The sequence below is a fragment of the Tatumella sp. JGM91 genome (genome assembly GCF_018257575.1).
GTDB lineage: Bacteria > Pseudomonadota > Gammaproteobacteria > Enterobacterales > Enterobacteriaceae > Tatumella > Tatumella punctata.
In genome coordinates this window covers 56,344-82,717 of the sequence record NZ_JAERJP010000006.1, presented here as the reverse complement: position 1 = coordinate 82,717, position 26,374 = coordinate 56,344, and the positions used below count along the sequence as shown (strand labels likewise).

Below are 26,374 nucleotides of genomic sequence, written 5' to 3'. Positions count from 1 at the left end.
ATAAATATAAGGAGGTGTTCTCAATATAAAACGATTGGCAGTATATATCACTCTCTATAACTACGGGGTTTATAATGAATAAGATGATGAAAAGCATACTGGCTTTCTCGCTGGCAGGAACGTTTGTTGGCAGTGGGATGGCAGCAGAGACGTCAGCAACTCAGGAACCAGTGAGTGCAGCAACAACACCGGTTTATTATTCTCTGTCTGACAGTAATGGCGGGGTATTTAACTACCTTAAAACAAAATATACCGCAGGCAGTGCCGATAATTACGATATTTTATTAGTGGGTGATTCACTGAATGCCGGCCAGTCATTAAAAAACACGGTAATTCAGGCATTAAATAATGGCAAACAGGTTATTTTCGATGGCAGTAAAGGCAGTACCAAAGCCGCGCAGTTAGCCAGTCAGATTATCGGGTCTTCAGTTGCGGCAGATGCCATTATGTTTAAAACATCACCGTCAGGTGATGGTTATCTGATGACGCCGGTTGAGCTGACAACCAGCCAGTACTCTGCCGAATTATTCTCAGACGAGAAAACCACGTCGTCTGTGAGTTCCGATAATACGCCGGACCAGATCTTCCAATAATTCAGGGGACAAATAATGAAGAAAATTTCACTGACATTATTAGCGGCACTGATTCCGCTATCGAATAGTTTTGCGGCCACCTGTTTTGTCGGACATACAGAAAATGTATTACTGACCAGTAATTCGAAAGCCTTTGCCCAGACTCAGGATCGCAATACCTGGGAAGACTGGATCTGGCGCGGGCCGGTGTATTTATGTCCGAAAGGCTCTGGCGGCGTGACTGGCTGTACTTATATCTGGGGACAGACCAAAACCACGGGTTATCAGTGGGGCGGCACCGTAGGTTTAAATCTGAGTAAAATACCGGTGATTGGTGATGCATTGAGTCTGTTCAATGTGAGTGCTAACTATAGCCATCAGCAAAGTTTCAGCACTAACTACAACTGGAATATCAATGTTGCTCCCGGCTATTACGCTCAGCCGATTCAGGTCGTCGTACGGCGCTGGACACAGGGAAGCTATCGCGGGGGGTATGTCCATAACCCGACCACTAACTGCTCAATTGGGATTGCATCAGCCTCTTACCCGAACTGGTATGGCTGGGATAATAATGTGGTTGCAGGCCGCTGGACTGCCAATATTGAACAGTCACGTTATGCAAGTTATTACGTTCATAAATAATCCGGCTGAAGGGTAAAGCCGGCCCGTAACGGGTTGGTGATATTCCGGAGAGCACACAGGCGGCAGCGGATAACGTTGCCGCCTTTTTACTCGTGGCGGAGGAGATTAGGCTCCGGCCGGTTTATACCTTTGGATACTAAATACGAATGACCAGTTTACCGAAATGGCTCTTCTCTCTCAGCGTTGTATAGGCAGACTCTGCTTCGCAGAAGTCAAAAACCTGATCAATATAAGGCTCGATACCGGTCCTGACCAGTGAGCTGAGAGTACTGACAGGGCCGACATAAATCCCTTGCAGTGTGATACGTTTCTCAAGAACAGACAGTGTATCAATGGGACCTCTGAAACCGGTGAGTACGCCCATCAGAGAGATACGTCCGCCAAACCGGGTCGCTTTCAGGGAGTCATTTAATGTCTGAGGACCGGCAACATCTACTGTTAAGTCTGCGCCTGTGCCGTTGGTCAGTGACAGAACCTCATCAGCCCATGCAGGGTTCGTTTTATAATTGATGGTGTAATCCGCCCCCAGAGCTTTCGCCCGTTGTAGTTTCTCATCGGAAGAAGAGGTGATAATGACGCGCGCTCCCGCCAGTTTTGCCAGCTGAAGTGCGAACACAGAAACCCCTCCGGTACCCAGCAGTAAGACGGTTTCCCCGGGTTGCAACGGACGACGTTCAAACAGTGCTGACCATGCAGTGACACCGGCACACGGCAAGGTGGCGGCCTGTTCGAATGACATGCTGTCCGGGATAAGGGTGACACCGGAAGCCGGTACCCTGACCTGTTCTGTCAGCACACCATTAACTCCCGGCCCGCCGAGGGAGCTGGCCTGCTTTTCTGCAGAAAATTCGCCTCCTGCCCAGCCGGGCATAAAACCGATCACCACCCGGTCACCGACCTTTAATCCGGTGACTTTTGAACCAACTGCACTGATAACGCCGGCTCCGTCGGAAAGAGGAATATCTCCTTGTGTCTGCTCTGCGACCAGCAGATCACGGTAGTTCAGAGAAACCGCTTTTATATCTACTCGCACCTGTTCTTCGCCGGGTTCCGGTGCCGGTAACTCTGTCAGATGAAGTGCCGGTGAAATATTTCCTGTCAGGATATAGCCTTTCATAATGATGCTCCTTGTAAAAAGAGTAGCCTGACAGGAAAATATATTTATTGTAAGTACGTACAAATAAAGCAGGTAGTATCATGAATGATAGTGAAGAGCAGAATAAAACAGTGAGTAAATCACGGATACGGAAACCTCAGCGTACCGGGTGTGCCGTTGAAGTTACGTTGTCTGTGATTGGCGGTGTCTGGAAGCCCGTGATTTTATTCCATCTTCTTGGCGGAACCTTAAGGTTTAACCAGTTATGCAGGCGAACAGCATCTGCCACACCCAGAATGATGACACTGCAATTGCGTGAACTGGAAGCTGATGGGATAGTTACCCGCAAAATTTATCCGGAAGTCCCTCCCCGTGTCGAATATTCACTGACCAGGCTGGGAAGGAGCCTTGAACCTGTATTACTGAGCATGCGTGACTGGGGAGAAAAATTTGCAGAATAGCAGCGCGGGCACGGTGTGTTTGTTGTTATGGGCGGAGTGAATAGCCTGTCAGTGAAAGATTTTCCTTATCACTGACAGGCTGTGGGCTAGTTATTACCGAAACGATATCCGGTTTCACCGTGTTCTGTAATATCCAGGCCTTCTGTTTCGTTTTCACGGCTGGTGCGCAATCCGCCGCATATTTTTGCCGCCAGCATTAAAGCAATCCAGCTGGTCAGTGCAGAAAAGACGAGAGTAAACAGAATGACTCCGACATTCACCAGTAATTGTTCCGTAAGGTGACGTCCGGCAGAAAAACCGCTTCCTCCCAGAAGGGTCAGGGCAAACACGGGGGTCAGTATTCCCCCGACAATACCGCCGATACCATGAATAGCGAAGACATCGAAGGCGTCGTCAATATTCAGACGTTGTTTAATTCGGCCAATAAAAAACAGACACACAGGCGCGGTCAGTAAGCCGACACAGATTGCCCCGGCAGGTCCGGTATATCCGCAGGCCGGAGTAATTCCGACCATCCCCGCCACGGCACCGGTAATAATGCCAAGTAAACCGGGACGTTTATGAATCCGCCATTCGAGAAGCATCCAGGACAGCGCTCCTCCGAATCCGCCCAGCAGGGTATTAAGAATCACCAGCATACTGTAACCGTTAGCTGCCAGCGCACAGCCGCCGCAAAAACCCAGCCAGCCGAGCATCAGCAGAGAGCCGCCGGTCATCGTCATTGTCATATTGTGGGGAATCAGTGCGGATGTCCGAAATTGCTGACGACGGCCAATCATGATTGCAGCCGTCAGGGCGGCTACCCCGGAATTAATATGTACAACATCGCCCCCGGCAAAATCCTGTACCGACAATGCAGCGATCCAGCCGCCGCCCCAGGCCATATGTGCCAGCGGGATATAGTTAATAGTGGCCCACAGAGCAATAAAAACCAGCATCGAAGAGAAGCGTATCCGTTCAGCAAATGCGCCGGTAATTAGCGCCGGAGTGATGGCAGCAAAAGTCAGCATAAAGAAGACATAAACATATTCCGGTACGGTACCGGTGAGGGAATCTGTAGTGATATTCCGCAGAAAAACTTTCTGACCACTGCCAATTACAGGGTTTAGTGAGTGACCATCGGTAAATGAAAAGCTGTAGCCATACAAAACAAAAATAACGCCAGTCAGTGCCGTGACGCTAAATACTTGCGTTAATACGGATAATACATTTTTACTTTGTGCCATCCCGCCGTAAAACAGGGCCAGTCCCGGTAATGTCATCAGCAATACCAGTGAGGCCGTGATAAACATAAACGCTGTATCACCACTGTTTAATACAGGTGCAGCGAATACCGGAAAACTGCACAGTAAAACCGGCAACGCCAGCAGCATTGTTTGTTTCATGAGGTACCTCAGTAGTGACAGATTAACGGGCCTCTGTCACTGAGGCCCGTAACAGGAAGCGGGGTTATTTATATTGCTGGCCGGGGATCCAGTGTGTTCCGGCCAGAGGAACCCGTGCCATGGCTGCAGCCTCAACATTCAGCGCGACAAGGTCTTCAGGTTCCAGGTTATGCAGGTGCGATTTACCGCAGGCTCTGGCGAGGGTTTGTGCCTCAAGAGTCAGCACCCGCAGGTAGTTAGCCAGTTTTTTTCCGGCAATGATCGGATCGAGTCTCTGGCTCAGTGTCGGATCCTGGGTGGTAATCCCTGCCGGATCTTTGCCCTCCTGGAAGTCATCATAAAAGCCGGCGGCAGAACCGAGTTGCTGGTACTCTTCGGCATAACGCGGGTTATTATCACCGAGTGCAATCAATGCGGCCGTCCCAATAGCAACAGCATCGGCACCGAGGGCAATAGCTTTTGCAACATCGGCGCCATTACGGATCCCGCCCGAGATAATCAGCTGCACTTCACGATGCATCCCCAGTTCCTGTAATGCCTGTACTGCCTGAGGTATCGCAGCCATCGTAGGAATACCTACATGCTCAATAAACACATCCTGGGTTGCTGCAGTCCCCCCTTGCATACCGTCCACGACTACAACGTCTGCGCCGGCCTGAACTGCCAGCTTGACATCATAGTAGGTACGTGTTGCGCCGACTTTGACATAAATGGGTACCTGCCAGTCAGTAATTTCCCGCAGTTCGGCAATTTTGATTGCCAGGTCATCCGGGCCGGTCCAGTCCGGGTGGCGGCAGGCACTACGCTGGTCAATGCCTTGCGGCAGACAACGCATTTTTGCCACACGTTCTGATATTTTCTGTCCCAGCAACATCCCGCCGCCGCCCGGTTTTGCACCCTGACCCAAAACAACTTCAATCGCATCGGCTTTACGCAGATCATCAGGGTTCATGCCATAACGTGACGGAAGGTACTGATATACCAGTTTACTGGACTGACCACGCTCTTCTGCTGTCATACCACCGTCTCCGGTGGTGGTTGAAGTACCTACCGCTGAAGCGCCACGGCCCAGCGCTTCTTTAGCCTGCGCTGACAGAGCACCGAAGCTCATGCCTGCGATAGTTACCGGGGTGCTGATCACCAGCGGTTTTTTAGCATAACGGCTTCCCAGTACGACTTCGGTACTGCATTTTTCGCGATAACCTTCCAGGGGATAGCGGGACATACTGGCCCCGAGGAATAGCAAGTCATCGAAGTGCGGGACCTTGCGTTTGGCCCCCCAGCCGCGAATATCATAAATTCCGGTTTCTGCGGCCCGCTGAATTTCTGCAATGACGGTACGGTTATAGGTGGCGGATTCGCGTAACGCCGGATTATATTTATCAGTCATATTATGTTCCTTTATTAGTACGCGGACGCGTTATCCACTTTAAAATTGTAGAGTTGCCGTGCTGATCCATAGCGGGTGAATAGCGTGGGTGATTCATCAAACCCTGCCTGTTGTAATAACAGCCCCAGCTCTTCAATATGTTCCGGCCGCATCTCTTTCTGTACACAATCAGCGCCCAGAGACGCGACTTTTCCTTTTACATAAATACGGGCTTCATACAGGGAATCCCCCAGAGCTTCTCCCGCATCACCACACACGACCAGGCATCCTGCCTGGGCCATAAATGCACTCATTGGACCAATATTACCTTTAACGACAATATCGATACCTTTCATGGAAATACCACATCGTGCAGCCGCATTTCCTTCAATAATCAGCAGACCGCCATTGCCGGTAGCTCCCGCCGATTGGGAAGCATCTCCTTTCACCCGGACAGTACCTGACATGATGTTTTCTGCGAGTCCGACACCGGCATTACCATTAATTGTGACGGATGCTTGCTGATTCATCCCGGCACAGTAATAACCGGCATGACCATCGATATTAATACTGACATCAGCATTTACGCCGCAGGCGATATTGTGCGCACCATCGGGGTTAATGACCTGCCACTGTTTGGTTTCTGCTGTGCAGTCTGCATCATGCAGAGCCTGATTGAGTTCACGTACACCCTGAGTTAAATCGTAAGTTTTCATTGTTATACCGCTCCTTCAGACTGTGTCACGCCACGTTCCCATACATACAGTTTTGCCGGTTCAGGTTCCCAGACTCTGGCATCTTTAATTCCCGGCAAGTTGGCCAGTGCACGGTACTCTGATGCCATTGCCACATAATCATCTGTTTCGGCAATCACGGCCGGCTTGCAGGCGATCGGATCACGCAGTACTGCAAATCCGTCACGGGTACCAATAGTGAATGTGAAAAAGCCATCAAGATCTTTCAGGGCATGTTCAAGGGAGGTTTTCAGTGAATCACCTTGTGATAAGCGCCATGCTAAATAACCGGCAGCAACTTCAGAATCGTTCTCAGTTTTGAAGTGGATCCCTTCACGTTTCAGTTTTTCTCGTAACCGGTTATGGTTGGAAAGTGAGCCGTTATGCACCAGACAGAGATCCATCCCGGTAGAAAAAGGATGACTGCCTTCAATGGTTACGGCACTTTCAGTCGCAAGTCGGGTATGACCGATAGCATGGCTGCCTTTCATCTGTTCCAGAGAATATTTATCAGCAACTTCGGCAGGTAAACCGACGCCTTTCAGTATTTCGATACTGTGTCCGGCGCTAAGTACGTCTGCTTCCGGTGCATGCAGTGCCAGCCAGGATAATGCCTGTGATTCGCTGGCCGGTAATTTAAAGACAGCAACACTGTTATTACGGAACCAGCCATCCAGCGCCCCAAACTCGGTTGCCAGACGATCAGCCAGGCTGTTCCAGTCAAAGTCCGGATTATCAGAACGCAGGGTCAGTTTTATGCCACCGTCATATTCATCACCGTAGATGGCAAACCCTGCACTATCACAGCCACGTTCAGTCATCGAAATCAGCATCGGACGAAAGAGTTTGCCGAGCTGTTGTTCGAGGGAAGCATTTTTAAAGTAGAGACCGACAATTCCACACATAGGATTTCCTTTACTTTTCGGCGTTACAATTAAAAGAATTCAAGGTAGCGGCGTGTTTCCCACTCGCTAACATGACGGTGATACTCGTGCCATTCCTGGCGTTTGACCTTGATAAATTCATCGACAATTTCCGGCCCCATGCTTTCCCGAAGGATTTCATCGCGCTCCAGTTCATCGAGAGCTTCTTTCAGATTCTGCGGCAGCAGTTCAATCCCTTCACGCCGGCACTCCTGCGGAGTGAAAGCATAAAGATTTCCACTCTGGCCTTTACCCGGATCGAGTTGACGAGCCACGCCATCCAGTCCGGCTGCAATGATCGCCGCATGCACTAAATAAGGATTTGCTCCCGTATCTGGCAACCGTAATTCAAGGCGGCCATGAGGAATGCGTATCATGGCGGAGCGATTATTATCGCCATAGGTAATAAATACCGGTGCCCAGGTAGCACCGGTTGCCGATCCTCCGCCGGTTAAACGTTTGTAGGAGTTAACGGTAGGGGCGGCAAAAGCGCACAGGGCTTTTGCGTGATGTAGCATACCGGCCATAAAGTGATAGGCCATTTTTGATAAACCCAGTCCGCGGGGATCGTTCGGGTCATAAAAAATATTATTTCCCTGATGGTCAGACATCGACAGATGGAAGTGCATCCCGTTACCCGGTCGATCCGCGAAAGGTTTTGGCATAAAAGAACAGAGTAAATTTTGCGCATAAGCAATTTCAGCGGCAGCCATACGGACAAAGGTGAAACGGTCTGCCGAGGTTAATGCATCGCTGTAGGTATAATTTATTTCGAACTGCCCATTGGCGTCTTCATGGTCAATCTGATAGACATCGAATCCGGCCCCCTGTAATGACTCGGTCAGCTTCTCCAGAAACGGTCTGACCCTGGACAGTCCTTTATAGTCGTAGCAGGGTTTCGCCAGCGTATCGCTATTGTCAGCAGGTAAAATTTCGCCGTTTTCCCCCCGCCTGAACAGAGAGAATTCCGGTTCCAGGCCGCTGTTCAGTACCCAGCCTTTTTCCTGTAATCGTGCCACCTGTTTCAGAAGAACCACACGGCTATCACAATTGTGTGGCTGATTATTCACATAACCATTGCAGACAATACGGGCGTAGCCCGGCTGCCAGGGCACCAGAGATAATGTCGTCAGATCACCCCGAGCACTAAAGTCAGGTCCGTTAGGCTGCATCCCCATTCCTGATATTGCGAATCCGGCAAAACCGGCCCCTTTTTCGACCACATCCATCAGGCATTTTGCGGGTACAGATTTCGTTTTTGCCGCACCATGAATATCAACAAACTGAGCGAGGAGGTATCGCACATTATTGTCCTGTAAAAACTGCATAGCTTGTTCAGGTGACATAACTACCTCTTAAAACGATGACATTGGGCACGTCTCTGGGATACGTGGGCCAGGATACATTCCCGTCAGGAATATTTTTTCACTGACAGGAAAATGCAGAAGCTGTGCCAAAACCGGTGATACAGGGAGTATTTTTTATAACATATTGATTTTTTGTTATTTGTTTTGGTATTTCTTATTCCAGGCTCGCCTGATCGGCGTATAACTGATGATTATTTTAAAATTCTATTAGCAGTGATGAATTGCGGAGTAATCTGTTTCACCAAAATGGTGACTTATTTCAGGGCACTTTTTTTCATACAGTGAAGTTATTTTCACTAATAAAAGTTCAGCGGATAAGTATTTATATATGAAAAGCGATTTTCATATTTGAATAATGAATTTCTTTAAAAATTAAATGGACTGTTTTTAAAAACTTACTGGACAAGGATGATGATATGAATTAAATCTGTTACATAAGAATCTGCGAGTGACTATTGTTTGATCATGGTTCTTTTTTTATTTATATATAAAGCTAACCTTTCATATAATCGGAGTTACTATGTCTTCGACAGTCAGTGATTTTATCATTACCGCAACCTGTCCGGCTAACTCGGGAATTATTTCAGCCGTTACCGGTTTCCTGAGTGAAAGTAAATGTTATATCAGTGAGTTATCTCAGTTTGATGACGAGCATCTCGGCCATCTTTTTTTACGTGCCCGTTTCCGTTTTGATAATGATGTCAGTGCCGATATTGAAAGTATTAAACCTGGTTTTTCTGTTGTAGCAGAAAAACTGAATATGAAATGGGATATTTTTGATACGGCGAAACCAATGCGGGTCGTATTAATGGTCAGTAAGTTTGACCACTGCCTGACAGATCTTCTCTACCGGAGAAATAAAGGTGAGCTAAACATAAATATTACCGCGATAGTTTCAAATCATCTTGATTTACGTCCAATGGCTGAACGTGAAGGGATCCGTTTTGTTTATCTTCCTGTAAACAAAGAAAATAAACCACAACAGGAAGCTGAGCTATTAAATATCGTTGAGGAAACGCAGACTGAACTGGTTGTTCTTGCCCGTTATATGCAAATTCTCAGTGATAGTTTATGCAAAAAACTGGCCGGTAAGGCGATAAATATCCATCATTCATTTCTGCCGGGTTTTAAAGGGGCTTCACCTTATCACCAGGCCTATCAGCGTGGGGTAAAACTGATTGGTGCAACGGCGCATTATGTCACTTCAGACCTTGATGAAGGGCCGATTATTGATCAGGAAGTGCAGCGGGTAGATCACACCTACCGGCCAAATGATCTGGTGGTCGCAGGCCGAAATACCGAGACAATTGCTCTTGCCCGTGCGGTGAAATATCACACTGAACATCGCATTTTCCTTGATGAAAATAAAACGGTGATTTTCTGATGTCGACTTTATTAAACTCTCAGGCTGTTGCTAAAAAAATTGATGGAAAAAAAAGTGCTGAATCCTTACTGGAGAATACCCGCAGGGAGGTTGATGAGTTAAAAAAACGGGGAGTTTATCCGTGCCTTGCCGTTATTCTTGTCGGAGATGATGCTGCCAGTCAGATCTATGTCCGCAATAAATTACGTATTGCAGAAAAGACCGGAATAAAGTCTGTCGAATTATGTTTTGACAGCCAGTTAACGGAGGCTGAATTACTGTCCACGATTGAGGGTCTGAATAAAGACCTTCAGGTCCACGGTATTCTGGTACAGCTACCATTACCGAAAGGTATTAATGAAGCTGCGATTGTCCGCGCCATTTCACCGCTAAAAGATGTTGACGGTTTTCATCCGCAAAATGCCGGTGGATTGTTGCAGGGACAACGGGTGATAACGCCCTGTACCCCATTGGGCTGCTTATTACTATTACAGGAGTATGGCGGTGATTTGACCGGAAAACATGCTGTGGTGGTCGGGCGTTCAAATATTGTCGGAAAACCTATGGCCAGCTTGTTACTGCACGCCCACTGTTCAGTGACCACCTTACATTCCCGTAGCCAGAATGCGGCACAGCTTGCCCGCCAGGCGGATATTCTGATTGCTGCAGTCGGACAGCCACAGATGATAGAAGCCAGCTGGATCAAGCCAGGAGCATTGGTTATTGATGTGGGAATTAACCGTATTACCCTTGCTGATGGCAGTACCCGACTGATCGGCGATGTCGATTATGACAGCGTCAGCATGGTCGCCGGAGCGATCACTCCTGTACCTGGCGGCGTAGGCCCGATGACTATTGCCTGCCTGATGCAGAACACCGTGTTAGCCGCTGAATTACAAACACAACAGGCAGTACTAAGCCAGCCTGGCTAAGTAAGGAGTTCATTATGCCATTCGCATTATTAAAGTACGGCTTGTCATCAGCTTATCCTGCTGAAGTCGATCTCCCGGCACCGAAGGATCTGAAACCACACTATGATGTGGTGATTATCGGCGGGGGAGGGCATGGTCTTGCTATTGCTTACTACCTGGCGAAGTATCACGGTATTACTAATGTTGCGGTACTGGAAAAAGGCTATCTGGCGGGAGGCAATACCGCCCGTAATACAGCGGTTATTCGTTCTAATTACCTGACCTCTGAAGGCGTAAAATTTTACAGCGAGTCGGTCAGGCTGTTCCGTAACCTCTCTGGTGAGTTCGATTTCAATATTATGTATTCAGAAAGGGGACAACTGACTCTGGCGCATACCGACAGTACTGTGCGTGCGTTCCGTCAGCGGGCAGAGGTCAACAAACATTTTGGTGGCCGGACAGAGATGTTAGATCGCCAGCAGATTAAGGAACTGGTACCGACGTTAAATCTGGACCCTGCGAATTTACCGGTACTGGCGGGTCTATGGCATATCGACGGGGCAACTGCCCGCCACGATGCTGTTGCCTGGGGTTACGCGAAAGAGGCGGCAAAACGCGGGGTGGAAATTCATCAGATGACGAGTGCAGAAGATCTGGTGATTACAGACGGGCGTATTACGGCAGTCAAAACTAACCGAGGCACCATCAGATGTGGTTGTGCGGTACAGGCGGTAGCGGGGCATAGTTCTCTGCTGGCAGCAAAAGCCGGTTTCCGGTTACCTGTGGTGTCATACCCCTTACAGGCGATGGTCACCCAGCCGGTAAAACCTTTCCTCGACCCGCTGGTCAGCTCTTCAGCATTACATTGCTATGTTCAGCAAACCAGCCGGGGGGAGGTGGTGTTTGGCGGAGGATCCGATCCTTATCCGTTGTACAGCACCCGATCTACCCTGGATCTCAAAGAAAGTCTGATCGCTCATGGTATTGAGATGTTTCCGTTCCTTGCTAAAGCACGGCTTATGCGGCAATGGGCAGGGATCACTGATATGACTCCCGACTACAGTCCTATTATGGGGGAAAGCCCGGTACAGAATTATTACCTTGATGCGGGATGGGGCACCTGGGGGTTCAAAGCAACGCCTATTTGCGGCAAAGCCATGGCTGAGATGATCGCCAGCGGCGGGAAAACGCCGGCACTGATAGAGCCATTCCGGCTGGAGCGTTTCGCCAGGTTTACTCAGGTTAACGAAATGGGCGCCACTGCCGCCAGCCATTAAAGGAGTGCAGGATGAAAATTATGTTTTGCCCGCTGAATGGGCCGCGCAATATCAGTGAATTCGTCTATGGCGGTGAATTAAAGACCCTGCCAGAACAGTTAAGTTGCAGCGATCGCCAGTGGGCTGATTATGTCTTTTATGAGGATAACAGCGCAGGTATCGTGACGGAGTGGTGGTTCCATGCTCCTTCCGGTTACTGGTTTTTGGCGCAACGCAACACACTGACGGACGAGATTATCCGTACTTTCGATGCCAGTGAAATTTTCCCTAACCCGCACAGTAATGATCTGCCGGCCAGCATCCGGCAGGATCCGGAGGTGGTTGTATGAAAAAAGCCCGTCTTTCCGCCCCGATGGGACGACTGATCGAACGTAATAGCCCGCTGGACTTTACGTTTGAAGGGGAAACAATCAGCGGTTTTTATGGCGATACTATCGCCAGTGCCGTGATGGCCTCCGGGCGAAAAGTGCTTTCCCGATCGTTTAAATATCACCGTCCTCGCGGAATACTGAGCATGGCCGGAGAAGATGCCAATACCCTCGTGCAATTGCCTGACGAACCTAATGTACTGGCAGATATCCGTAAAGTGACAAACGGGTTAAAGGTCAGAGGACAGAACTATAAGGGCTCTCTTGACCATGACCGTGACCAGCGTATTGAAATGTTTTCCCGTTTTATGCCGGTCGGTTTTTATTACCGGGCTTTTTATAAACCGGCAGGGATGTGGAAACGCTGGGAACCGTTGATCCGCAGGAAAGCGGGGCTCGGGGTGCTCAATTTACAAGCCACTCCCGGTTATTATGATAAGGCTTATTTATTTTGTGATCTGATGGTTGTCGGGGCCGGACCGGCAGGGATACAGGCGGCACTGACCGCGGCAGATAACGGAGCGCGGGTCATTATTGCAGAGCAGCAGCCGATTATCGGCGGTTCTCTGACATGGTCACGGTTTTCTACCGATGCGGACCAAAGTGAACAGGTCTTACACTCTCTTTCCCGCCGTATTGACGAACATCCGCGTATCCGGTTACTGAAAAATGCCACCTGTAATGGCTGGTTTACTGATCATTATCTGCCCGTAATCCAGGGGCAGCGGATGTATAAAGTCCGTGCCGGCAGTGTGGTAGTGGCGGCCGGAGCGTACGATCAGCCAGTTATTTTTCGGAATAATGATTTACCGGGGGTGATGCTTACCAGTGCAGCGCTGCGTCTGATGTCTCACTACGGGGTGAAACCGGGCCAGCGGGCGGTATTACTGACAGGCAACGATGATGCATATTTTGCTGCTCTGACCCTCGCTGAACAGGGGGTAGAGGTTGCAGCAATTGTAGATATGCGGGCTGAAGTCGCGGAATCGGCGGTGGTCAGCCGTGTGAGATCGGCCGGTACTGAGATTATTACCAATGCTACTGTGTATGAAGCGTATAAAGATCGCATCAGCGGAGCAGTGTCAGGCGCGGAAGTGCGGGTCATCACCGGTGAGGGCAGTGTGGCGGAAGCAGGGAAAAATATTGATTGCGATTTACTCTGTATGTCTGCCGGTTATATGCCCGCCTGGCAGTTGCCCTGTCAGGCAGGTGGCAAACTGAGTTATGACGATGCGACTGCCAGTTTTTCCCTGAGTGGATTGCCCGGAGGAATGTTCACTGCGGGGTCGATTAATGGCTGGCATTCTCTGGGAGAGGTTCTGCGGGATGGGGTTACTGCCGGTCATCGAGCCTTACAGCAACTCGGCTTTACTCAGGCGCAGGCCGGTCTTCCTGCGGCAGCGGGGGGAGAGAAACCACAGATTAATTATCCATGGCCGATTTTTCCCCATCCAAAAGGTAAAGAGTTCGTTGATTTTGATGAAGATCTGCAAATCAGGGATATCGTGAATGCCACCCGTCATGGTTACCGGGATGTTCAGCTGGTAAAACGTTTTTCAACCGTCGGAATGGGTCCTTCACAGGGACGTCATTCGGCCCTGCCGACGGCCCGGCTGGTGGCAAAATCCACCCGGCGTAGTGTCAGCGAAACAGGGATTACGACAGCACGGCCACCGCTGAACGCAGAAAGTTTATCTCATCTTGCCGGACGACATTTTGACCCGTGGCGTGTCACACCGATGCACCAGCGCCATCTGGCGTTACAGGCGCAGATGATGCCTGCGGGTAACTGGCTGAGACCCGGCTGGTACCGGACGGAGACCCTCAGGGACAAAGCTTCTGCAGTACAGGCAGAAGCCCTGAATGTACGTAACAATGTGGGCATGATAGATGTGACGACCCTGGGAGGCATTGAGTTACGCGGGCCGGATGCGGCTGAATTTCTTAACCGTATGTATACCTTTGCTTTTATCAAACAACCGGTCGGGCGTACCCGGTATGCATTACTGACTAATGAGCAGGGAGTGGTTATTGATGATGGTGTGGCCTGTCGACTGGGAGAGCAGCATTTTTATGTAACCGCGACCACCAGTGGTGTAGCAAGGGTCTATCAGTCAATGCTGCAATGGAATATCCGCTGGCGACTGGATGTTGATATCACCAATGTGACCTCAGCTCTGGCTGCGGTAAATCTTGCCGGCCCGAATTCGCGACAGGTGCTGGAAAAAATATGTACAGATATCGACCTCTCTGCTGCGGCTTTTCCCTATCTTGCATGCAGGGAAGGGCATGTGGCAGGGATCCCGGCCAGGCTGTTGCGGGTCGGTTTTGTCGGCGAACTGGGTTATGAAATCCATGTGCCGTCCCGTTACGGTCAGGCGCTCTGGGATGCATTAGCAGAAGCAGGTAAGGAACTGAATATCCGGCCATTCGGCGTTGAAGCTCAACGCTTGCTGAGACTTGAAAAAGGTCATGTAATTATCGGGCAGGATACGGACGGAATGAGCCATCCGGCAGAGATCAATATGGGATGGGCGGTTAACCGCAATAAGCCTGAATTTATTGGTCGCCGTGCGATAGATATTCTGGAATCACAGACGCCGGTGCGCAAACTGGTGGCTTTCAGCTTACCTGCCGGGTCACCTCAGCCGCTGGAGGGGCATCTGGTCGTTGAAGGCGACAGGATCACCGGCAATATCACTTCATGTGAATATTCACCCACCCTGAACGCAATAATTGGCATGTCCTATGCATCAGCAGATAAGGCATCCGCCGGAGAAAGGATCACGATTCGCACTGAGGGCGGTAAAGAGGTATCAGCCAGGGTGGTAAAAGTGCCCTTTTATGATGCTGAAAATCAGCGACAGGAGCTTTAATGATGCAAACGATACAGGCAATCGCTGCAGGTCCGCTCGACCATTTGGTGCAGGAGGGCGGGTACCTTACAGCAGGTATAGATGATTTCAGCCATTATAGCAGGGCCGGATTTCGTGGCCGGCATGCCGACTATTATCTGAAACAGCGCGGTTTTACATTGCCGGATACGGCTAACCAGGCTGTCTGGCAGGATGATGGCTGTCTGGTGGCCCGTCTTTCACCGACTGAATATCTGTTACTTTCATCAGATCAGCAGAGTAGCCAGCGGATTGCTCACCAGGCACAGACATGGGTACTCAGCGAACTGTCCTGTTACCTGTTACCGCGACAGGATACCCACGCCTGTATTGCACTTTCAGGCAGTTTCCTGCCTGAAATGATGGCAAAACTTTGTGCCGTAGATTTGTCACGGGACAACTTTCCTGCGGGGGCGGTGGTGCAGACTTCGGTTGCCCGTGCCAGCGCTATTGTGATTAATGTGACAAGGTCAGAATTGCCACAGTTCTGGCTACTGACTGATACTTCTATGGCAGCTTACTTCCGTGATGTACTGACGGATGCAGTATCGGAGTTTAGTGACTAAGCCTTATTTTACATCCCTATCACCGGGCATTCGCCCGGATTTACCCGACGCAGGTGTATATGTCTATCGTTTCGCTCACTGATAACGACTACAGGGTACCAGCCCTGTTTCGCGGGCTGACCATTATTGAAATGTTTAACAGCCGTGACCGGTTACTCACTGTTCAGGACTTTGCTGACAAACTGGGCGTGTCCACATCCTCTATTTATCGTATTGTGACCACACTTACTGAGATGAACTATCTCGAGAAAGTGGCTAAAAACACCTACCAGCTGGGGCCTCAGGTGATTTCTAACGGATTCAGTTACCTTGCCTCCCGTGATCTGGTTGATATTGCGATGCCGCATTTAAATACATTACGTAATAGCGTCTCTATGTCCTGTCATCTGAGTATCCGTGAAGGGCAGGATGCGGTGTATATCTATCGTTCTTTTGCGTCACAACGTTTATCGGTTAATGTCCCGATAGGTACCCGTATACCCTGCCATTGCAGTGCGATGGGCCGTGTTCTGTTGACCGGCCTTACGGAAACGGATTTGGAGAGCCTCTATCAGCATACCCGACTGGACGGATATTCTGCAGCAGCTCCCCGTTCGTTACCTGAGCTGAAACAGACAATACAGCAGGACAGTATGCAGGGGTGGGTCGAGCATCGTTCTGATTTTGCCACGGCGATTGCTGCGCCGTTACGGGATCACCATAACCAGATTGTCGCAGCAATAAATGTGTCCGGGCCAGATGCTTTTATGGAAGAACCTCATCAGAGGAAAGTGATCCGTGATGCATTACTGGCGACTGCCCGGCGTATTTCGTTTGAACTGGGTAATATCAGGAAAATGGCGGAGAAAGTGACCCACAGATGAATAAACCAATAACTGTCAGTCAGCGCGAAAGTCCGCTCAGTCTGGAACAACATATTGCCCGTTCACTGAAGCAACGCCGTATCTCCCAGGGGTATAAAATATCGGATGTTGCACGTATCGCCGGGGTCAGTGTAGGTATGGTGAGTAAGGTTGAGAATGCCCATGTTTCGACCAGTCTTGATATTCTTAACCGGCTTTGTGATGCCATTGGTTTACCCGTATCAAAACTCTTCAGTGATTATGATATAGCTAAGCGCGGGGCCCAGTTAATTAAATCCGGTGAAGGAATGGAGGTGGTGCGCACCGGGACAGAGGCAGGTCACTCTTATCATTTACTGAGCTATGCTCAGGGACCACAGAAACTCTATGAGCCCTTTTTAGTGACAATGGATGATGCCAGTGAAGAGTTCCCTAATTTTTCCCATCCCGGGCATGAGTTTCTTTATCTGTTGCAGGGGGAATTGATTTATCGTCATGGAAAACATCTCTATCCTATGTTGCCAGGAGACAGTCTTTCTTTTGATGGCGGGGTCCCGCATGGACCTGAAAAGTTATTGAAAGTACCGATACAGCTATTATCGGTAATTCATTATGATGACCAGGATGAGGGCTGATTTGCTCTCATTTTTTTTACTTGAATTGCACTGAAGTAATGCGCACTGCACTATTTTGTAATGACAGACATTCATATTTAATCATCTGGTTTTAATGATGAATTACAGAGACTTAATATATGTTTTATTTATGGGAGTAAAAACCATAAACGTGTTGTTTATGGTTTTTTTAAGCTGTCATTTATAGTCCGTAAATAATTGTTATCATAGCATTTGCTACTTCAATTCTTTCTTTTTTTGCTTGCTGGTATTCTATGGAGTTATAGCATTCAAGTGCTGATTTATAATCAGGGAATTCTATTATTACATGCTTTATAAATGTCTCTCCCTCCAGTGTTGTTGCTTTTTCCCCGCGTGCAATAAACCTCCCTCGATATTTTTTTAATGCTTCCGGAGCGAGTTCAATATACTTCTGGTATTGCTGGTGGTTGTGAATATTTACGTGAGCTACCCAATAAGCAGACATTATTTATCTCCGTTTTCAAGAACAGACCTGGCCAGGCTGGCAGCCTCAGTCAGATGTTTTTTTACAGCTTCTTTTGCCTGTCGCGGATTATTATCTTCAATGGCCTGATAAATCCGCGACATATGTTCAAAACCTGTTTTCTTACGTGCAGGGCACGCCAGTGTCAGCGCCCTGAGACGGCTGATACGACTGTTGAGCCTCTGAACGACTTCCCATGCAATAGTATGATTTGCAATAGAAAAAATACTTTCGTAAAAGCTCATAGATGCCGAAATTTGTTCAGTTTCGTTCCGGGCCTGCCCCGCCTTAGCGATTTGCATCAGTTGTTTATATAACTGCTTTTTATCGGTAGCGGTGGCTATTTCTGCACAGTCCTTAGCGGCTTCAGTTTCCAGTAATTGGCGAATATCATAGATTTGGCTGGCTATTTCCCAGCTTAATACGGCAACAATCGGCCCTTTTTTAGGTATATTTTCTATTAAACCTTCGGCTTCAAGATAACGGATAACTTCACGAACGACAGTACGGCTAACGCCTAATTCGTCACACAGACTGCGCTCCACTAAACGATCACCTGCTTTAAAATATCCGGAAATAATTGCCTCCCTTATTTTTTCAAGGGCGAGTTCCCGTAAAGTGACCGGTGTATTTTCTATCTTCAGAGAGTGAATATCAGCCATGGTTTTCTCAGTATTGAATATTTCTATTTTTCGGCAGAGAAAATGTTCTCCGTTATCTTTTACTATTAGCACTATTCTTTACATGAAATCAATCCTGTCCTGTTTTTCATATATGTATATCCCGTCTGACGGGTGAGTTGTTCAGCAGGGAAAATGATGCAGCTCACAATTTATCCATCTTCAGGGTTTATATGTCTATTGAATTAATTTAGATATTAATAATCAATAAGTTAAAAATAATCTCTTTAATTTTTCTGACTGTATTGTGAATTAAATCACAATACAGAACCGGCGCCCTATTCGGATAACGATGGGAAAGGTTTTTATTCTAATGTAATGAATTATAAGTATTTATTCTTTAGTTTTATCAGCCACATCGGCAGCGCATAAGAATGCCATATGATGGTATACCAAATTTTGACATACCATAAATTCCAATGTTATATCGATTAACTGCACTTGCTATTAACAATTAATTAACATTAGAGGGCGTTTGTTATGCATCCAGAGATCCGTAAAACCATAGTGACTACCGAAACTGTCTACTCCGATGGTGGTAAAGCAGCCACTTCCCCGCTAGTGATGATTGCGGCGGCAGCCGTAGTGACTAACCCCTGGGCTGATAAGGGCTATGTGGACGACCTTTCACCGGCAATCCGTGAGCTGGCACCCGTACTGGGCGAGTTACTTACCGGTTTAATTATTCGGGAAGCCGGCGGGGGGGAGAAGGTTGTCGCCTATGGAAAATGTGCCGTGACCGGACTGGCGGGTGAACTGGAACATGCTTCGGCCCTGATCCATACCTTACATTTCGGGAACCATTACCGTTCGGCGGTTAAGGGGAAAACATACCTGGCGTTTAATAACACCCGTGGTCCGGCGAATTCTCCGATTCTGATCCCGATGATGGGGACCAGTGATGAAGGCACCCGTGAACACTATCTCACCATGCAGTTCGCGATTAATGATGCCCCTTTCAGTAATGAAATTGTGGTTGCTCTTGGTGCAGCGCTCGGCGGACGACCACATCATCGCATCGGTAACCGTTACCTCGACCTGAAAGAGTTAGGCCATGACCAGAAAAATCCAGCAGCTGTCTGACTCTGGCGCCCGGGTTAGCTATCTGGAAGAAGGTGACGGGCCGCCTTTAGTGCTTATCCATGGAGTAGGCATGAATGCCGATACCTGGTTTTTACAAACCGAACAACTCAGCCGTTATTTCAGGGTTATTGCTGTCGATATGCCGGGACATGGTCAGAGTACCGGTTTCAGCCACCCGGCGACATTAAAAGATTATGTGGAATGGCTGGCATCATTCCTGCAAGCCCGTAAGGAACAACGTTTTGCTATTGCCGGTCACTCGATGGGAGCTCTTATTACCGCAGGTATAGCCATTGATTACCCTCAGCTGGTGAGTCATGCCGTGGTAATCAGCGGCGTGTACAAGCGGGATGAGGCAGCCCGCAAGGCCGTTTTGCAACGTGCGAAGGAGCTTGCTCAGGGAGATGTCAGGCTTGATGCTCCTCTTGAACGCTGGTTCGATGATTCTGCTGCTGACAGTCCGCTGCGTAACAGAGTCGGCACCTGGCTACAGCAAGTTGATCGCCATGGTTACGCTCGGGCCTATCAGGCATTTGCCACCGGCGATCGTGTGTATTCTGACCGCTGGAATGAAATGGACTGTCCGGTACTGGTGATGACCGGTGAAAAAGATAGCAATTCAAATCCACAGATGACAGCCGCGATGGCCGATGCTGCCCGTTCTGGTAAAGCAGTTATCGTCGAAAATGCCCGGCATATGCTGAACCTGACCGATGGGGTACGTGTTAACCAGGAGATCCTGGCGTTTCTTAGCCCCGACACTGCCATTGTCAGCCCGCCAGAGCCAGTTAAGGAGTAAGTGATGGACGACGAAAAACGTAAACAATTAAGAGATGCTTTTGGTGCATTTATGACCGGAGTGACGGTTGTGACGACCTTTGACCCTCTGGATCAGCCACAGGGTTTTACGGCTAACTCATTTTCATCCGTATCACTTGATCCGCCTTTACTGCTGGTCAGCATTGATAAACGGTCGGCCAACTTTGACAATTTTGTTCAGTCATCATACTTCGCGATTAATATTCTGGCTGAGCAACAGAAAGACGTGTCCGATATTTTTGCCAGAAAAATGTCTGATCGCTTTTCGCGGGTTGCCTGGCATACAGGTACTGCAGGGACACCGCTACTGGGTGGCAGCGCTGCCTGGTTTGAGTGTGCGATGCATCAGGTTGTTGATGCGGGTGATCATGCGATCTTAATTGGTGAAGTGAAACAGTTTGCTGCCAATGCTCAGCCGGGTCTGGGGTATTACCGCGGGGGCTATTTTACCCCTTACCAGAACGCAGAATCCCTGATCGACGCGCAGGATATTGTCAGTACGTTGATTGAAGCAGAAGGAAAAGTACTGGTCGTGAAAACACAGCAGGGCTACAGGCTGCCGGTTCGTCAGATTAAGAAAAGCAGTGCCAGTGAATGCCCGGGGATCATCGTCAGCGAACTGACTACCGAAGCAAGCCCCGGTTTTATTTATTCCCTCTGGCAGAACCGGCAGCATAAACAACGACATGTCGTCTTTTTGTGTAATCTGCCGACGACAGCGGCGTTGTCGGCGGTACAGGGCGGAGAATGGGTTGATCTACAGCAGCTTACCGGACTGTCTTTCGCGGATGCAGCACTGAAACCGTTGCTGACGAGGTTCGTCACAGAATACCGCAGTGGCAACTATAACCTGTATTACGGTGATGATACCCGCGGCACTGTCCATCCGTTAGCTAACTCTGTCCATCGGGAGGTTGTATGAAACTGTCTCTGTTTTTGCATATGGAACGAATTTCTGCGGAAGATGACCAGCAGCGGTTATATGAAGAGATGATGCAGTTATGTGAAATAGCTGACCAGGGCGGATTACATGCTATCTGGACCGGTGAACATCATGGAATGAATTTCACCATTGCCCCGAATCCTTTTATCAATCTGGTCGATATTGCACACCGCACCCGAAACGTCCGCCTGGGGACGGGGACAATTATTGCTCCCTTTACACATCCTATCCGTCTGGCCGGTGAAGCCGCAATGACCGATCTTATCACCGGTGGTCGTCTCGACCTTGGTATCGCCCGTGGTGCATATGCTTACGAATATGAAAGGTTAATGCCAGGGATGGATGCCTGGCAGGCAGGGCAGCGGATGCGTGAATTAGTGCCTGCAATCAAAGCCCTGTGGGAGGGCGATTATACACATCAGGGGGAATACTGGAATTTCCCGGCCACGACATCCTCACCAAAACCGGTACAAACACCTCACCCTCCGATTTGGGTCGCGGCCCGGGATCCTAATAGCCATGATTTTGCAGTGAAAAATGGCTGTAATGTCCAGTGTACTCCGTTGCATCAGGGCGATGAGGAAATAGAACGCCTGATCGGCTGTTTTCATGGCGCATGCCGTGAATATTTACCGGAAAAACCGCTTAAAATTATGTTGCTTCAACACGGTTATGTGGCCGGTGATGAAGAGGATGCCTGGCAGGCGGCTACCGAAATTCATCGTTTCTATAACTATTTTGGTGCCTGGTTTAAAAATCAGCGCCCGGTGCGGCAAGGACTTATTCAGGCGCTGAGTGAAGAGGAAATTGCCGCCAGCAATTATTACAGTGTTGATGCTATGCGCAAAAATCTGGCTATCGGCTGTGCAGATGAAGTGATTGCCAGACTGAAAAAATATGAAGCGCTGGGTTATGACGAATATGCCCTGTGGCTGGATAATGGTATGACGTTTGAGCGTAAGAAAGCCTGCCTGGAACGTTTTATCCGCCATGTTGCCCCTGAGTTTCGTTAAACGGAGATATGATGGAATCGTTCAAACTTTATATTGATGGTCAGTTTGTTCCCGGTAATACGACATTTACTTCTCTGAATCCGGCCACTGCAGAGCCCTGGGCTTGTATTGCTGAAGCCCGTAAAGAGGAGACGGATAATGCTGTTAATGCTGCCGTCCGGGCTTTTGAATCCGACAGCTGGCGTACTCTGACAGCAGGGGCACGTGGGCGGTTGTTATTACGGCTGGCGGACTTGATTGAACGTGATGCGATGAAACTCGCACGGCTGGAAACCCTGGACACCGGGAAAATTATTCGCGAAACCCGGGCGCAGATTGCTTATGTGGCAGAGTATTATCGTTTTTATGCCGGTCTGGCGGATAAAATGGACGGCAGTAGTCTGAGCATTGATAAGGCTGATATGGAGACCTGGATAAAGCGCGAACCACTGGGGGTTGTGGCCGCGATTATTCCCTGGAACAGCCAGTTATTTTTGTCTGCGGTAAAAATTGGTCCGGCGATTGCGGCAGGATGTACCCTGGTGGTTAAAGCGGCAGAAGTTGCCCCGACACCTCTGTTGGCGTTTGCCGGGCTGATTGATGAAGCCGGATTTCCCCCCGGAGTTATTAATATTATTACGGGATTTGCTGAAGAATGTGGTTCCTGTCTGACTTCTCACCCGCTGATTGATCATATTGCATTTACCGGCGGAGCCGAAACGGCCCGGCATATTATCCGTAACAGTGCCATAAACCTCGCCAGCACTTCACTGGAACTGGGGGGAAAATCACCCTTTATTGTATTTGCTGATGCCGATCTGGAAAGTGCTGCTAATGCACAGATCGCTGCGATCTTTTCAGCAAGCGGACAGAGTTGTGTCGCGGGATCACGATTACTGGTACAGGAAACTGTAAAAGAACAGTTTCTTCATCTGCTGGTCACTAAAGCACAGGGGATCATTATCGGATGTCCTCAGGATCCTGAAACTCAGTTTGGCCCGCTGTGTACTGCCGCTCAAAAGGAAATAATTGAACAGGTAGTGACCCGCAGTATTGCCCGGGGAGCAAAACTTATCCTCGGGAATCAGCCTGTCGGAAAAAAAGGATTTTACTATCCTCCGACAATCCTTGATTGCAGTCAGTGTCCTGACGCCGACTCTGTCTCACAAGAGTTATTCGGACCTGTATTATCTGTATTAACGTTCAGTAACGAGGCCGATGCTATCCGACTGGCAAACAGTAGCGAATATGGTCTGGCGGCGGGAATTTTTACCCGTAATCTGACGCTTGCCCATCGGGTGACCCGAAAAGTTCGCAGTGGTGTGGTATGGGTGAACACATACCGTGTTGTATCTCCGTTAGCGCCTTTTGGCGGGTTTGGGAAATCTGGTTTTGGTCGTGAAGGGGGAATTGATGCTGCTCTGGAGTACACGACCACGAAAACGGTATGGCTACGGACCAGTGATGAGCCTATTGATGACCCCTTTATTATGCGTTAGGGGTTAATGATATGGGGGAAATGAAAATTAATTCCCCATACAGATAATTCTGCTTTATATCAATGAATTAATTACGTCAGGCTTATGCTTGTCGGAACGGATTTGTACTTTTTAAAGGAAGGTCTTTCTATTTTAAAAATTAAATATCATTAATTCCGGAGGGTGATGTGAATAAAAAAACCACTCAGAAAAGAATAATAGAAGATAAATCGGTAGACTTTGTTCCAGAATCAGAAAGGCATGGTAAATCTCACAGTTTATTTACATTATGGTTTTGTACTAATATCGCGCCATTAGCAGTTGTCAGTGGCGCTATTGCGACAGAATCTTTTCATCTTGATGTTATTTCTGCACTGACTGCAATTATTACTGGCCACCTTTTTGGTGGTATTTTTCTCGGGCTGACATCGGCTCAGGGCCCGAAAGTCGGGATACCACAGATGGTACAAAGCCGGGCCCAGTTTGGTCGTTATGGTTCATTGCTGGTGATCAGTTTCACTACTGTTATTTATCTTGGTTTCTTTATTTCAAATATTTCACTTTCCGGAAAGTTAATCAATAATGTTATTCCTGATATCAATGTCAGGAGCTCAACCATTCTCGGAGCAATGCTGGCCACGATCATTGGTATTATCGGTTACCGGTTTATACACCGGATTAACAAATTCGGAGCATGGGTAATGGGGGCGGCCATGATAACCGGTCTGGTGCTTATGCTGTCACATCCGCTGCCTGAGAATTTCTGGCTGCGGGGTGGTTTCAGTCTTGCGGGCTGGTTCGGGACCTTTTGTATCGGGGCAGTATGGCAAATCAGTTTCTCACCTTATACGTCGGATTACTCACGCTATTTACCTGCCAGCACAGGGATCGCCAGGCCTTTCTGGGCGACTTATCTCGGCGCATGTGGCGGAACGATACTGGCTTTTGTCTTCGGAATGATTGCAGTGAATATCGCACCAGACAGTGATGCAATGGTATCAGTACGCCATGCCACCGGATGGCTGGGACCGGTATTAATGATACTGTTTTTAATTAATATTATCTGTCATAACTCGATGAACTTATACGGAGCGGTCTTATCTCTGATTACCGCAGCTCATACTTTTTTCCCACAGCGCTCTCCCGGAGTTATTACCCGGTTAATTGTTTCAGTTGTTGTGTTATCGATGAGTATTATCGTTGCACTTGAAACATCAAAACATTTCGTTGCTTTCTTTATTAATCTTATTCTGGCATTAATCTCTGTCCTGACACCATGGATAGTGATTAATCTTCTTGATTTTTATGTTATTAATAAACAAAGGTATAATGTCAGTGCTATTTTTAGTCCGGACGGAGGATGTTATGGATTACTGAATCTAAAAACAATGTTTGTTTATTTTATTGGTATCCTTGTACAAATACCTTTTGTTGAAAATGCCTTCTTTCAGGGGCCTTATGCCAATATTATTCCCGGCATTGACTTATCATGGGTTATCAGCCTTGTTATTACATCAGTCATCTACCCGGTATTTGCCCGCAGGACCCGACATAGCTACAGTAAAGTTTTTCAGAAAATAACCTGAAGGTTGTAAGAGAGTTATGACTTTCTGACATCATCCAGCGCGGTAAGCTGTCTTTTACCTGCCACAGAAATCATACCTGTGGCAGGTTCCGCTGATCTGGCGGGATCTCTTTTTTTAACCGGTAATAAATTCCCTGTAGCCAGAGATGATAACCGTTATTGCGAAATAGCTGAAAATGACTGCGGATGCCAGATAGGAAAATGTCAGTAAGCGGTTGCCGAGTAATTTCCCGCCGACACTGCCTGCCAGGCAGAGTGTGCAGGTCCAGAGTACCCCGGCGGTAAAAAATCCGCCGAGGAACAGGCCGGATGCCGCAATGCTGTGCTGACCCAGCCGTGAAATCAGAGCCCCGCCAACGGTGACAAACCACAAAATCGCGGACGGTGAAGAGATGGCAAGCAGAATGCCGCGGCAAAATTCACGGGGTAATGATCCGGAGGCGATGGCTTCACTGACCTTCAGCGCTGTCGTTTGTTGTAATGCTGCCCGCAGCATCTTTATCGCAAACCAGACTAATATTGTTCCTCCGCCCACCCAGAGTACCCAGCGCACCGCTTCAAACTTCAGTAAGACAGCCAGACCTGTCATGGCCAGTAACGCATAGGCTAAATCACCAATACAGCTGCCTATACCCAGCCAGAAACCGTAAAAGTAACCGCGCTGCATTGCCAGAGTGAGCATCGCAATATTCGCGATACCAATGTCGAGGCACAGTGAAAGGCTCAGCAGAAAACCGTTAGAAAACTGAAGCATTGAATCAACCCCTGATTATTGTCGTTATGGGATAGCCGTTGTCCGGTACTGAAGGTTAATACGGAACCTGCGGGGTTCTGAGATTGCAGATTGCCATCTGTACCGGAGGGTATCCTTTGGCCAGTATCCGCAGCTCCCGGCAAAGGAGCAA

General features: G+C 48.6%; 26 protein-coding genes. 17 read left to right on the top strand and 9 right to left on the bottom strand.

Annotated features, from left to right (window positions below; all coding sequences use genetic code 11):
- The first annotated feature begins 74 nt into the window (after positions 1 to 74).
- A complete protein-coding gene (locus JK198_RS05945) occupies positions 75 to 593 on the top strand; it encodes a hypothetical protein (RefSeq protein WP_212707510.1) in 519 nt (172 codons plus the stop codon).
- Positions 594 to 608: 15 nt separating this feature from the next.
- Positions 609 to 1,214 (top strand): hypothetical protein, encoded by a 606-nt coding sequence (locus JK198_RS05940; RefSeq protein WP_212707509.1) that lies wholly within the window; start codon positions 609 to 611, stop codon positions 1,212 to 1,214.
- 136 nt (positions 1,215 to 1,350) lie between these two features.
- Here the strand turns inward: JK198_RS05940 and JK198_RS05935 are convergent, their stop codons facing one another.
- On the bottom strand, positions 1,351 to 2,331 hold the full coding sequence (locus JK198_RS05935) for an NAD(P)-dependent alcohol dehydrogenase (RefSeq protein WP_212710281.1): 981 nt from the start codon (positions 2,329 to 2,331) through the stop codon (positions 1,351 to 1,353).
- A gap of 80 nt (positions 2,332 to 2,411) precedes the next feature.
- Between JK198_RS05935 and JK198_RS05930 the strand changes: the two genes are divergently transcribed.
- Positions 2,412 to 2,771 carry a helix-turn-helix domain-containing protein gene (locus tag JK198_RS05930; RefSeq protein WP_212710280.1) on the top strand — a complete coding sequence of 120 codons (360 nt, stop codon included), beginning with the start codon at positions 2,412 to 2,414 and terminating at the stop codon, positions 2,769 to 2,771.
- Positions 2,772 to 2,857: 86 nt separating this feature from the next.
- Here JK198_RS05930 and JK198_RS05925 read toward each other — a convergent pair whose 3' ends face one another.
- The 5 genes from JK198_RS05925 to glnT all read right to left on the bottom strand — a co-directional run bounded on the left by JK198_RS05925 (position 2,858) and on the right by glnT (position 8,528).
- Positions 2,858 to 4,156 (bottom strand): ammonium transporter, encoded by a 1,299-nt coding sequence (locus JK198_RS05925; RefSeq protein ID WP_249213043.1) that lies wholly within the window; start codon positions 4,154 to 4,156, stop codon positions 2,858 to 2,860.
- A 64-nt stretch (positions 4,157 to 4,220) separates the two neighbouring features.
- Complete coding sequence (locus tag JK198_RS05920) at positions 4,221 to 5,546, bottom strand: FMN-binding glutamate synthase family protein (RefSeq protein WP_212707506.1); 1,326 nt, start codon at positions 5,544 to 5,546, stop codon at positions 4,221 to 4,223.
- A gap of 14 nt (positions 5,547 to 5,560) precedes the next feature.
- A complete protein-coding gene (locus JK198_RS05915) occupies positions 5,561 to 6,241 on the bottom strand; it encodes a protein glxC (RefSeq protein ID WP_212707505.1) in 681 nt (226 codons plus the stop codon).
- A gap of 2 nt (positions 6,242 to 6,243) precedes the next feature.
- On the bottom strand, positions 6,244 to 7,164 hold the full coding sequence (locus tag JK198_RS05910; RefSeq protein ID WP_212707504.1) for a glutamine amidotransferase family protein: 921 nt from the start codon (positions 7,162 to 7,164) through the stop codon (positions 6,244 to 6,246).
- A 29-nt stretch (positions 7,165 to 7,193) separates the two neighbouring features.
- Complete coding sequence (gene glnT, locus JK198_RS05905) at positions 7,194 to 8,528, bottom strand: type III glutamate--ammonia ligase (RefSeq protein WP_212707503.1); 1,335 nt, start codon at positions 8,526 to 8,528, stop codon at positions 7,194 to 7,196.
- Positions 8,529 to 9,069: 541 nt separating this feature from the next.
- Between glnT and purU the strand changes: the two genes are divergently transcribed.
- Genes purU through JK198_RS05865 form a run of 8 tightly spaced genes read left to right on the top strand, consistent with a single transcriptional unit; the run spans position 9,070 to position 17,405 of the window.
- Positions 9,070 to 9,933: a formyltetrahydrofolate deformylase gene (gene purU, locus JK198_RS05900; protein ID WP_212707502.1), complete on the top strand. Its 864-nt coding sequence runs from the start codon at positions 9,070 to 9,072 to the stop codon at positions 9,931 to 9,933.
- Positions 9,933 to 10,844: a bifunctional methylenetetrahydrofolate dehydrogenase/methenyltetrahydrofolate cyclohydrolase FolD gene (gene folD / locus JK198_RS05895; RefSeq protein WP_212707501.1), complete on the top strand. Its 912-nt coding sequence runs from the start codon at positions 9,933 to 9,935 to the stop codon at positions 10,842 to 10,844. Before purU ends, folD begins: the two co-directional genes overlap by 1 nt.
- 14 nt (positions 10,845 to 10,858) lie before the next feature.
- The gene (locus JK198_RS05890) at positions 10,859 to 12,100 is read left to right on the top strand and encodes an FAD-dependent oxidoreductase (RefSeq protein ID WP_212710279.1); all 1,242 of its coding nucleotides are present in this window, start codon (positions 10,859 to 10,861) and stop codon (positions 12,098 to 12,100) included.
- An 11-nt stretch (positions 12,101 to 12,111) separates the two neighbouring features.
- Positions 12,112 to 12,429: a sarcosine oxidase subunit delta gene (locus JK198_RS05885; RefSeq protein ID WP_212707499.1), complete on the top strand. Its 318-nt coding sequence runs from the start codon at positions 12,112 to 12,114 to the stop codon at positions 12,427 to 12,429.
- Positions 12,426 to 15,344 (top strand): 2Fe-2S iron-sulfur cluster-binding protein, encoded by a 2,919-nt coding sequence (locus tag JK198_RS05880; protein ID WP_212710278.1) that lies wholly within the window; start codon positions 12,426 to 12,428, stop codon positions 15,342 to 15,344. Before JK198_RS05885 ends, JK198_RS05880 begins: the two co-directional genes overlap by 4 nt.
- Positions 15,344 to 15,928, top strand: coding sequence for a sarcosine oxidase subunit gamma family protein (locus JK198_RS05875; RefSeq protein ID WP_212707497.1), 585 nt, complete (start codon positions 15,344 to 15,346; stop codon positions 15,926 to 15,928). Before JK198_RS05880 ends, JK198_RS05875 begins: the two co-directional genes overlap by 1 nt.
- Before the next feature lie 59 nt (positions 15,929 to 15,987).
- Entirely contained in the window at positions 15,988 to 16,791 is an 804-nt protein-coding gene (locus tag JK198_RS05870; RefSeq protein ID WP_212707496.1) for an IclR family transcriptional regulator, read from the top strand.
- Complete coding sequence (locus tag JK198_RS05865; protein WP_212707495.1) at positions 16,788 to 17,405, top strand: XRE family transcriptional regulator; 618 nt, start codon at positions 16,788 to 16,790, stop codon at positions 17,403 to 17,405. The genes JK198_RS05870 and JK198_RS05865 overlap by 4 nt, the downstream gene beginning before the upstream one ends.
- Positions 17,406 to 17,586: 181 nt before the next feature.
- Here JK198_RS05865 and JK198_RS05860 read toward each other — a convergent pair whose 3' ends face one another.
- Together JK198_RS05860 and JK198_RS05855 are read right to left on the bottom strand one after the other, a co-directional pair.
- Positions 17,587 to 17,871, bottom strand: a complete 285-nt coding sequence (locus tag JK198_RS05860; protein ID WP_212710277.1) for a DUF1330 domain-containing protein — start codon at positions 17,869 to 17,871, stop codon at positions 17,587 to 17,589.
- The gene (locus tag JK198_RS05855; RefSeq protein WP_212707493.1) at positions 17,871 to 18,551 is read right to left on the bottom strand and encodes a GntR family transcriptional regulator; all 681 of its coding nucleotides are present in this window, start codon (positions 18,549 to 18,551) and stop codon (positions 17,871 to 17,873) included. Before JK198_RS05855 ends, JK198_RS05860 begins: the two co-directional genes overlap by 1 nt.
- A gap of 498 nt (positions 18,552 to 19,049) precedes the next feature.
- On the opposite strand from JK198_RS05855, the gene JK198_RS05850 reads away from it, so the two are divergent.
- The 6 genes from JK198_RS05850 to JK198_RS05825 all read left to right on the top strand — a co-directional run bounded on the left by JK198_RS05850 (position 19,050) and on the right by JK198_RS05825 (position 25,470).
- Positions 19,050 to 19,652, top strand: a complete 603-nt coding sequence (locus JK198_RS05850) for an amino acid synthesis family protein (RefSeq protein ID WP_212707492.1) — start codon at positions 19,050 to 19,052, stop codon at positions 19,650 to 19,652.
- Positions 19,624 to 20,451, top strand: a complete 828-nt coding sequence (locus JK198_RS05845; RefSeq protein WP_212707491.1) for an alpha/beta hydrolase — start codon at positions 19,624 to 19,626, stop codon at positions 20,449 to 20,451. Before JK198_RS05850 ends, JK198_RS05845 begins: the two co-directional genes overlap by 29 nt.
- Before the next feature lie 3 nt (positions 20,452 to 20,454).
- A complete protein-coding gene (locus JK198_RS05840; protein WP_212707490.1) occupies positions 20,455 to 21,393 on the top strand; it encodes a flavin reductase family protein in 939 nt (312 codons plus the stop codon).
- Positions 21,390 to 22,427: an LLM class flavin-dependent oxidoreductase gene (locus JK198_RS05835; protein WP_212710276.1), complete on the top strand. Its 1,038-nt coding sequence runs from the start codon at positions 21,390 to 21,392 to the stop codon at positions 22,425 to 22,427. Before JK198_RS05840 ends, JK198_RS05835 begins: the two co-directional genes overlap by 4 nt.
- Positions 22,428 to 22,435: 8 nt before the next feature.
- Positions 22,436 to 23,905, top strand: a complete 1,470-nt coding sequence (locus tag JK198_RS05830) for an aldehyde dehydrogenase (RefSeq protein WP_249213044.1) — start codon at positions 22,436 to 22,438, stop codon at positions 23,903 to 23,905.
- Between the two features lie 167 nt (positions 23,906 to 24,072).
- Entirely contained in the window at positions 24,073 to 25,470 is a 1,398-nt protein-coding gene (locus JK198_RS05825) for a cytosine permease (RefSeq protein ID WP_212710275.1), read from the top strand.
- A 114-nt stretch (positions 25,471 to 25,584) separates the two neighbouring features.
- Here the strand turns inward: JK198_RS05825 and JK198_RS05820 are convergent, their stop codons facing one another.
- Positions 25,585 to 26,223, bottom strand: coding sequence for a LysE family transporter (locus JK198_RS05820; protein ID WP_212707487.1), 639 nt, complete (start codon positions 26,221 to 26,223; stop codon positions 25,585 to 25,587).
- Positions 26,224 to 26,374: the final 151 nt, after the last annotated feature.

Bases quoted from the DNA above. Each gene is read 5' to 3' on its own strand.
- JK198_RS05945 (WP_212707510.1), top strand. From the start codon at position 75: ATGAATAAGATGATGAAAAGCATACTGGCTTTCTCGCTGGCAGGAACG.
- JK198_RS05940 (WP_212707509.1), top strand. From the start codon at position 609: ATGAAGAAAATTTCACTGACATTATTAGCGGCACTGATTCCGCTATCG.
- JK198_RS05935 (WP_212710281.1), bottom strand. From the start codon at position 2,331: ATGAAAGGCTATATCCTGACAGGAAATATTTCACCGGCACTTCATCTG.
- JK198_RS05930 (WP_212710280.1), top strand. From the start codon at position 2,412: ATGAATGATAGTGAAGAGCAGAATAAAACAGTGAGTAAATCACGGATA.
- JK198_RS05925 (WP_249213043.1), bottom strand. From the start codon at position 4,156: ATGAAACAAACAATGCTGCTGGCGTTGCCGGTTTTACTGTGCAGTTTT.
- JK198_RS05920 (WP_212707506.1), bottom strand. From the start codon at position 5,546: ATGACTGATAAATATAATCCGGCGTTACGCGAATCCGCCACCTATAAC.
- JK198_RS05915 (WP_212707505.1), bottom strand. From the start codon at position 6,241: ATGAAAACTTACGATTTAACTCAGGGTGTACGTGAACTCAATCAGGCT.
- JK198_RS05910 (WP_212707504.1), bottom strand. From the start codon at position 7,164: ATGTGTGGAATTGTCGGTCTCTACTTTAAAAATGCTTCCCTCGAACAA.
- glnT (WP_212707503.1), bottom strand. From the start codon at position 8,528: ATGTCACCTGAACAAGCTATGCAGTTTTTACAGGACAATAATGTGCGA.
- purU (WP_212707502.1), top strand. From the start codon at position 9,070: ATGTCTTCGACAGTCAGTGATTTTATCATTACCGCAACCTGTCCGGCT.
- folD (WP_212707501.1), top strand. From the start codon at position 9,933: ATGTCGACTTTATTAAACTCTCAGGCTGTTGCTAAAAAAATTGATGGA.
- JK198_RS05890 (WP_212710279.1), top strand. From the start codon at position 10,859: ATGCCATTCGCATTATTAAAGTACGGCTTGTCATCAGCTTATCCTGCT.
- JK198_RS05885 (WP_212707499.1), top strand. From the start codon at position 12,112: ATGAAAATTATGTTTTGCCCGCTGAATGGGCCGCGCAATATCAGTGAA.
- JK198_RS05880 (WP_212710278.1), top strand. From the start codon at position 12,426: ATGAAAAAAGCCCGTCTTTCCGCCCCGATGGGACGACTGATCGAACGT.
- JK198_RS05875 (WP_212707497.1), top strand. From the start codon at position 15,344: ATGATGCAAACGATACAGGCAATCGCTGCAGGTCCGCTCGACCATTTG.
- JK198_RS05870 (WP_212707496.1), top strand. From the start codon at position 15,988: ATGTCTATCGTTTCGCTCACTGATAACGACTACAGGGTACCAGCCCTG.
- JK198_RS05865 (WP_212707495.1), top strand. From the start codon at position 16,788: ATGAATAAACCAATAACTGTCAGTCAGCGCGAAAGTCCGCTCAGTCTG.
- JK198_RS05860 (WP_212710277.1), bottom strand. From the start codon at position 17,871: ATGTCTGCTTATTGGGTAGCTCACGTAAATATTCACAACCACCAGCAA.
- JK198_RS05855 (WP_212707493.1), bottom strand. From the start codon at position 18,551: ATGGCTGATATTCACTCTCTGAAGATAGAAAATACACCGGTCACTTTA.
- JK198_RS05850 (WP_212707492.1), top strand. From the start codon at position 19,050: ATGCATCCAGAGATCCGTAAAACCATAGTGACTACCGAAACTGTCTAC.
- JK198_RS05845 (WP_212707491.1), top strand. From the start codon at position 19,624: ATGACCAGAAAAATCCAGCAGCTGTCTGACTCTGGCGCCCGGGTTAGC.
- JK198_RS05840 (WP_212707490.1), top strand. From the start codon at position 20,455: ATGGACGACGAAAAACGTAAACAATTAAGAGATGCTTTTGGTGCATTT.
- JK198_RS05835 (WP_212710276.1), top strand. From the start codon at position 21,390: ATGAAACTGTCTCTGTTTTTGCATATGGAACGAATTTCTGCGGAAGAT.
- JK198_RS05830 (WP_249213044.1), top strand. From the start codon at position 22,436: ATGATGGAATCGTTCAAACTTTATATTGATGGTCAGTTTGTTCCCGGT.
- JK198_RS05820 (WP_212707487.1), bottom strand. From the start codon at position 26,223: ATGCTTCAGTTTTCTAACGGTTTTCTGCTGAGCCTTTCACTGTGCCTC.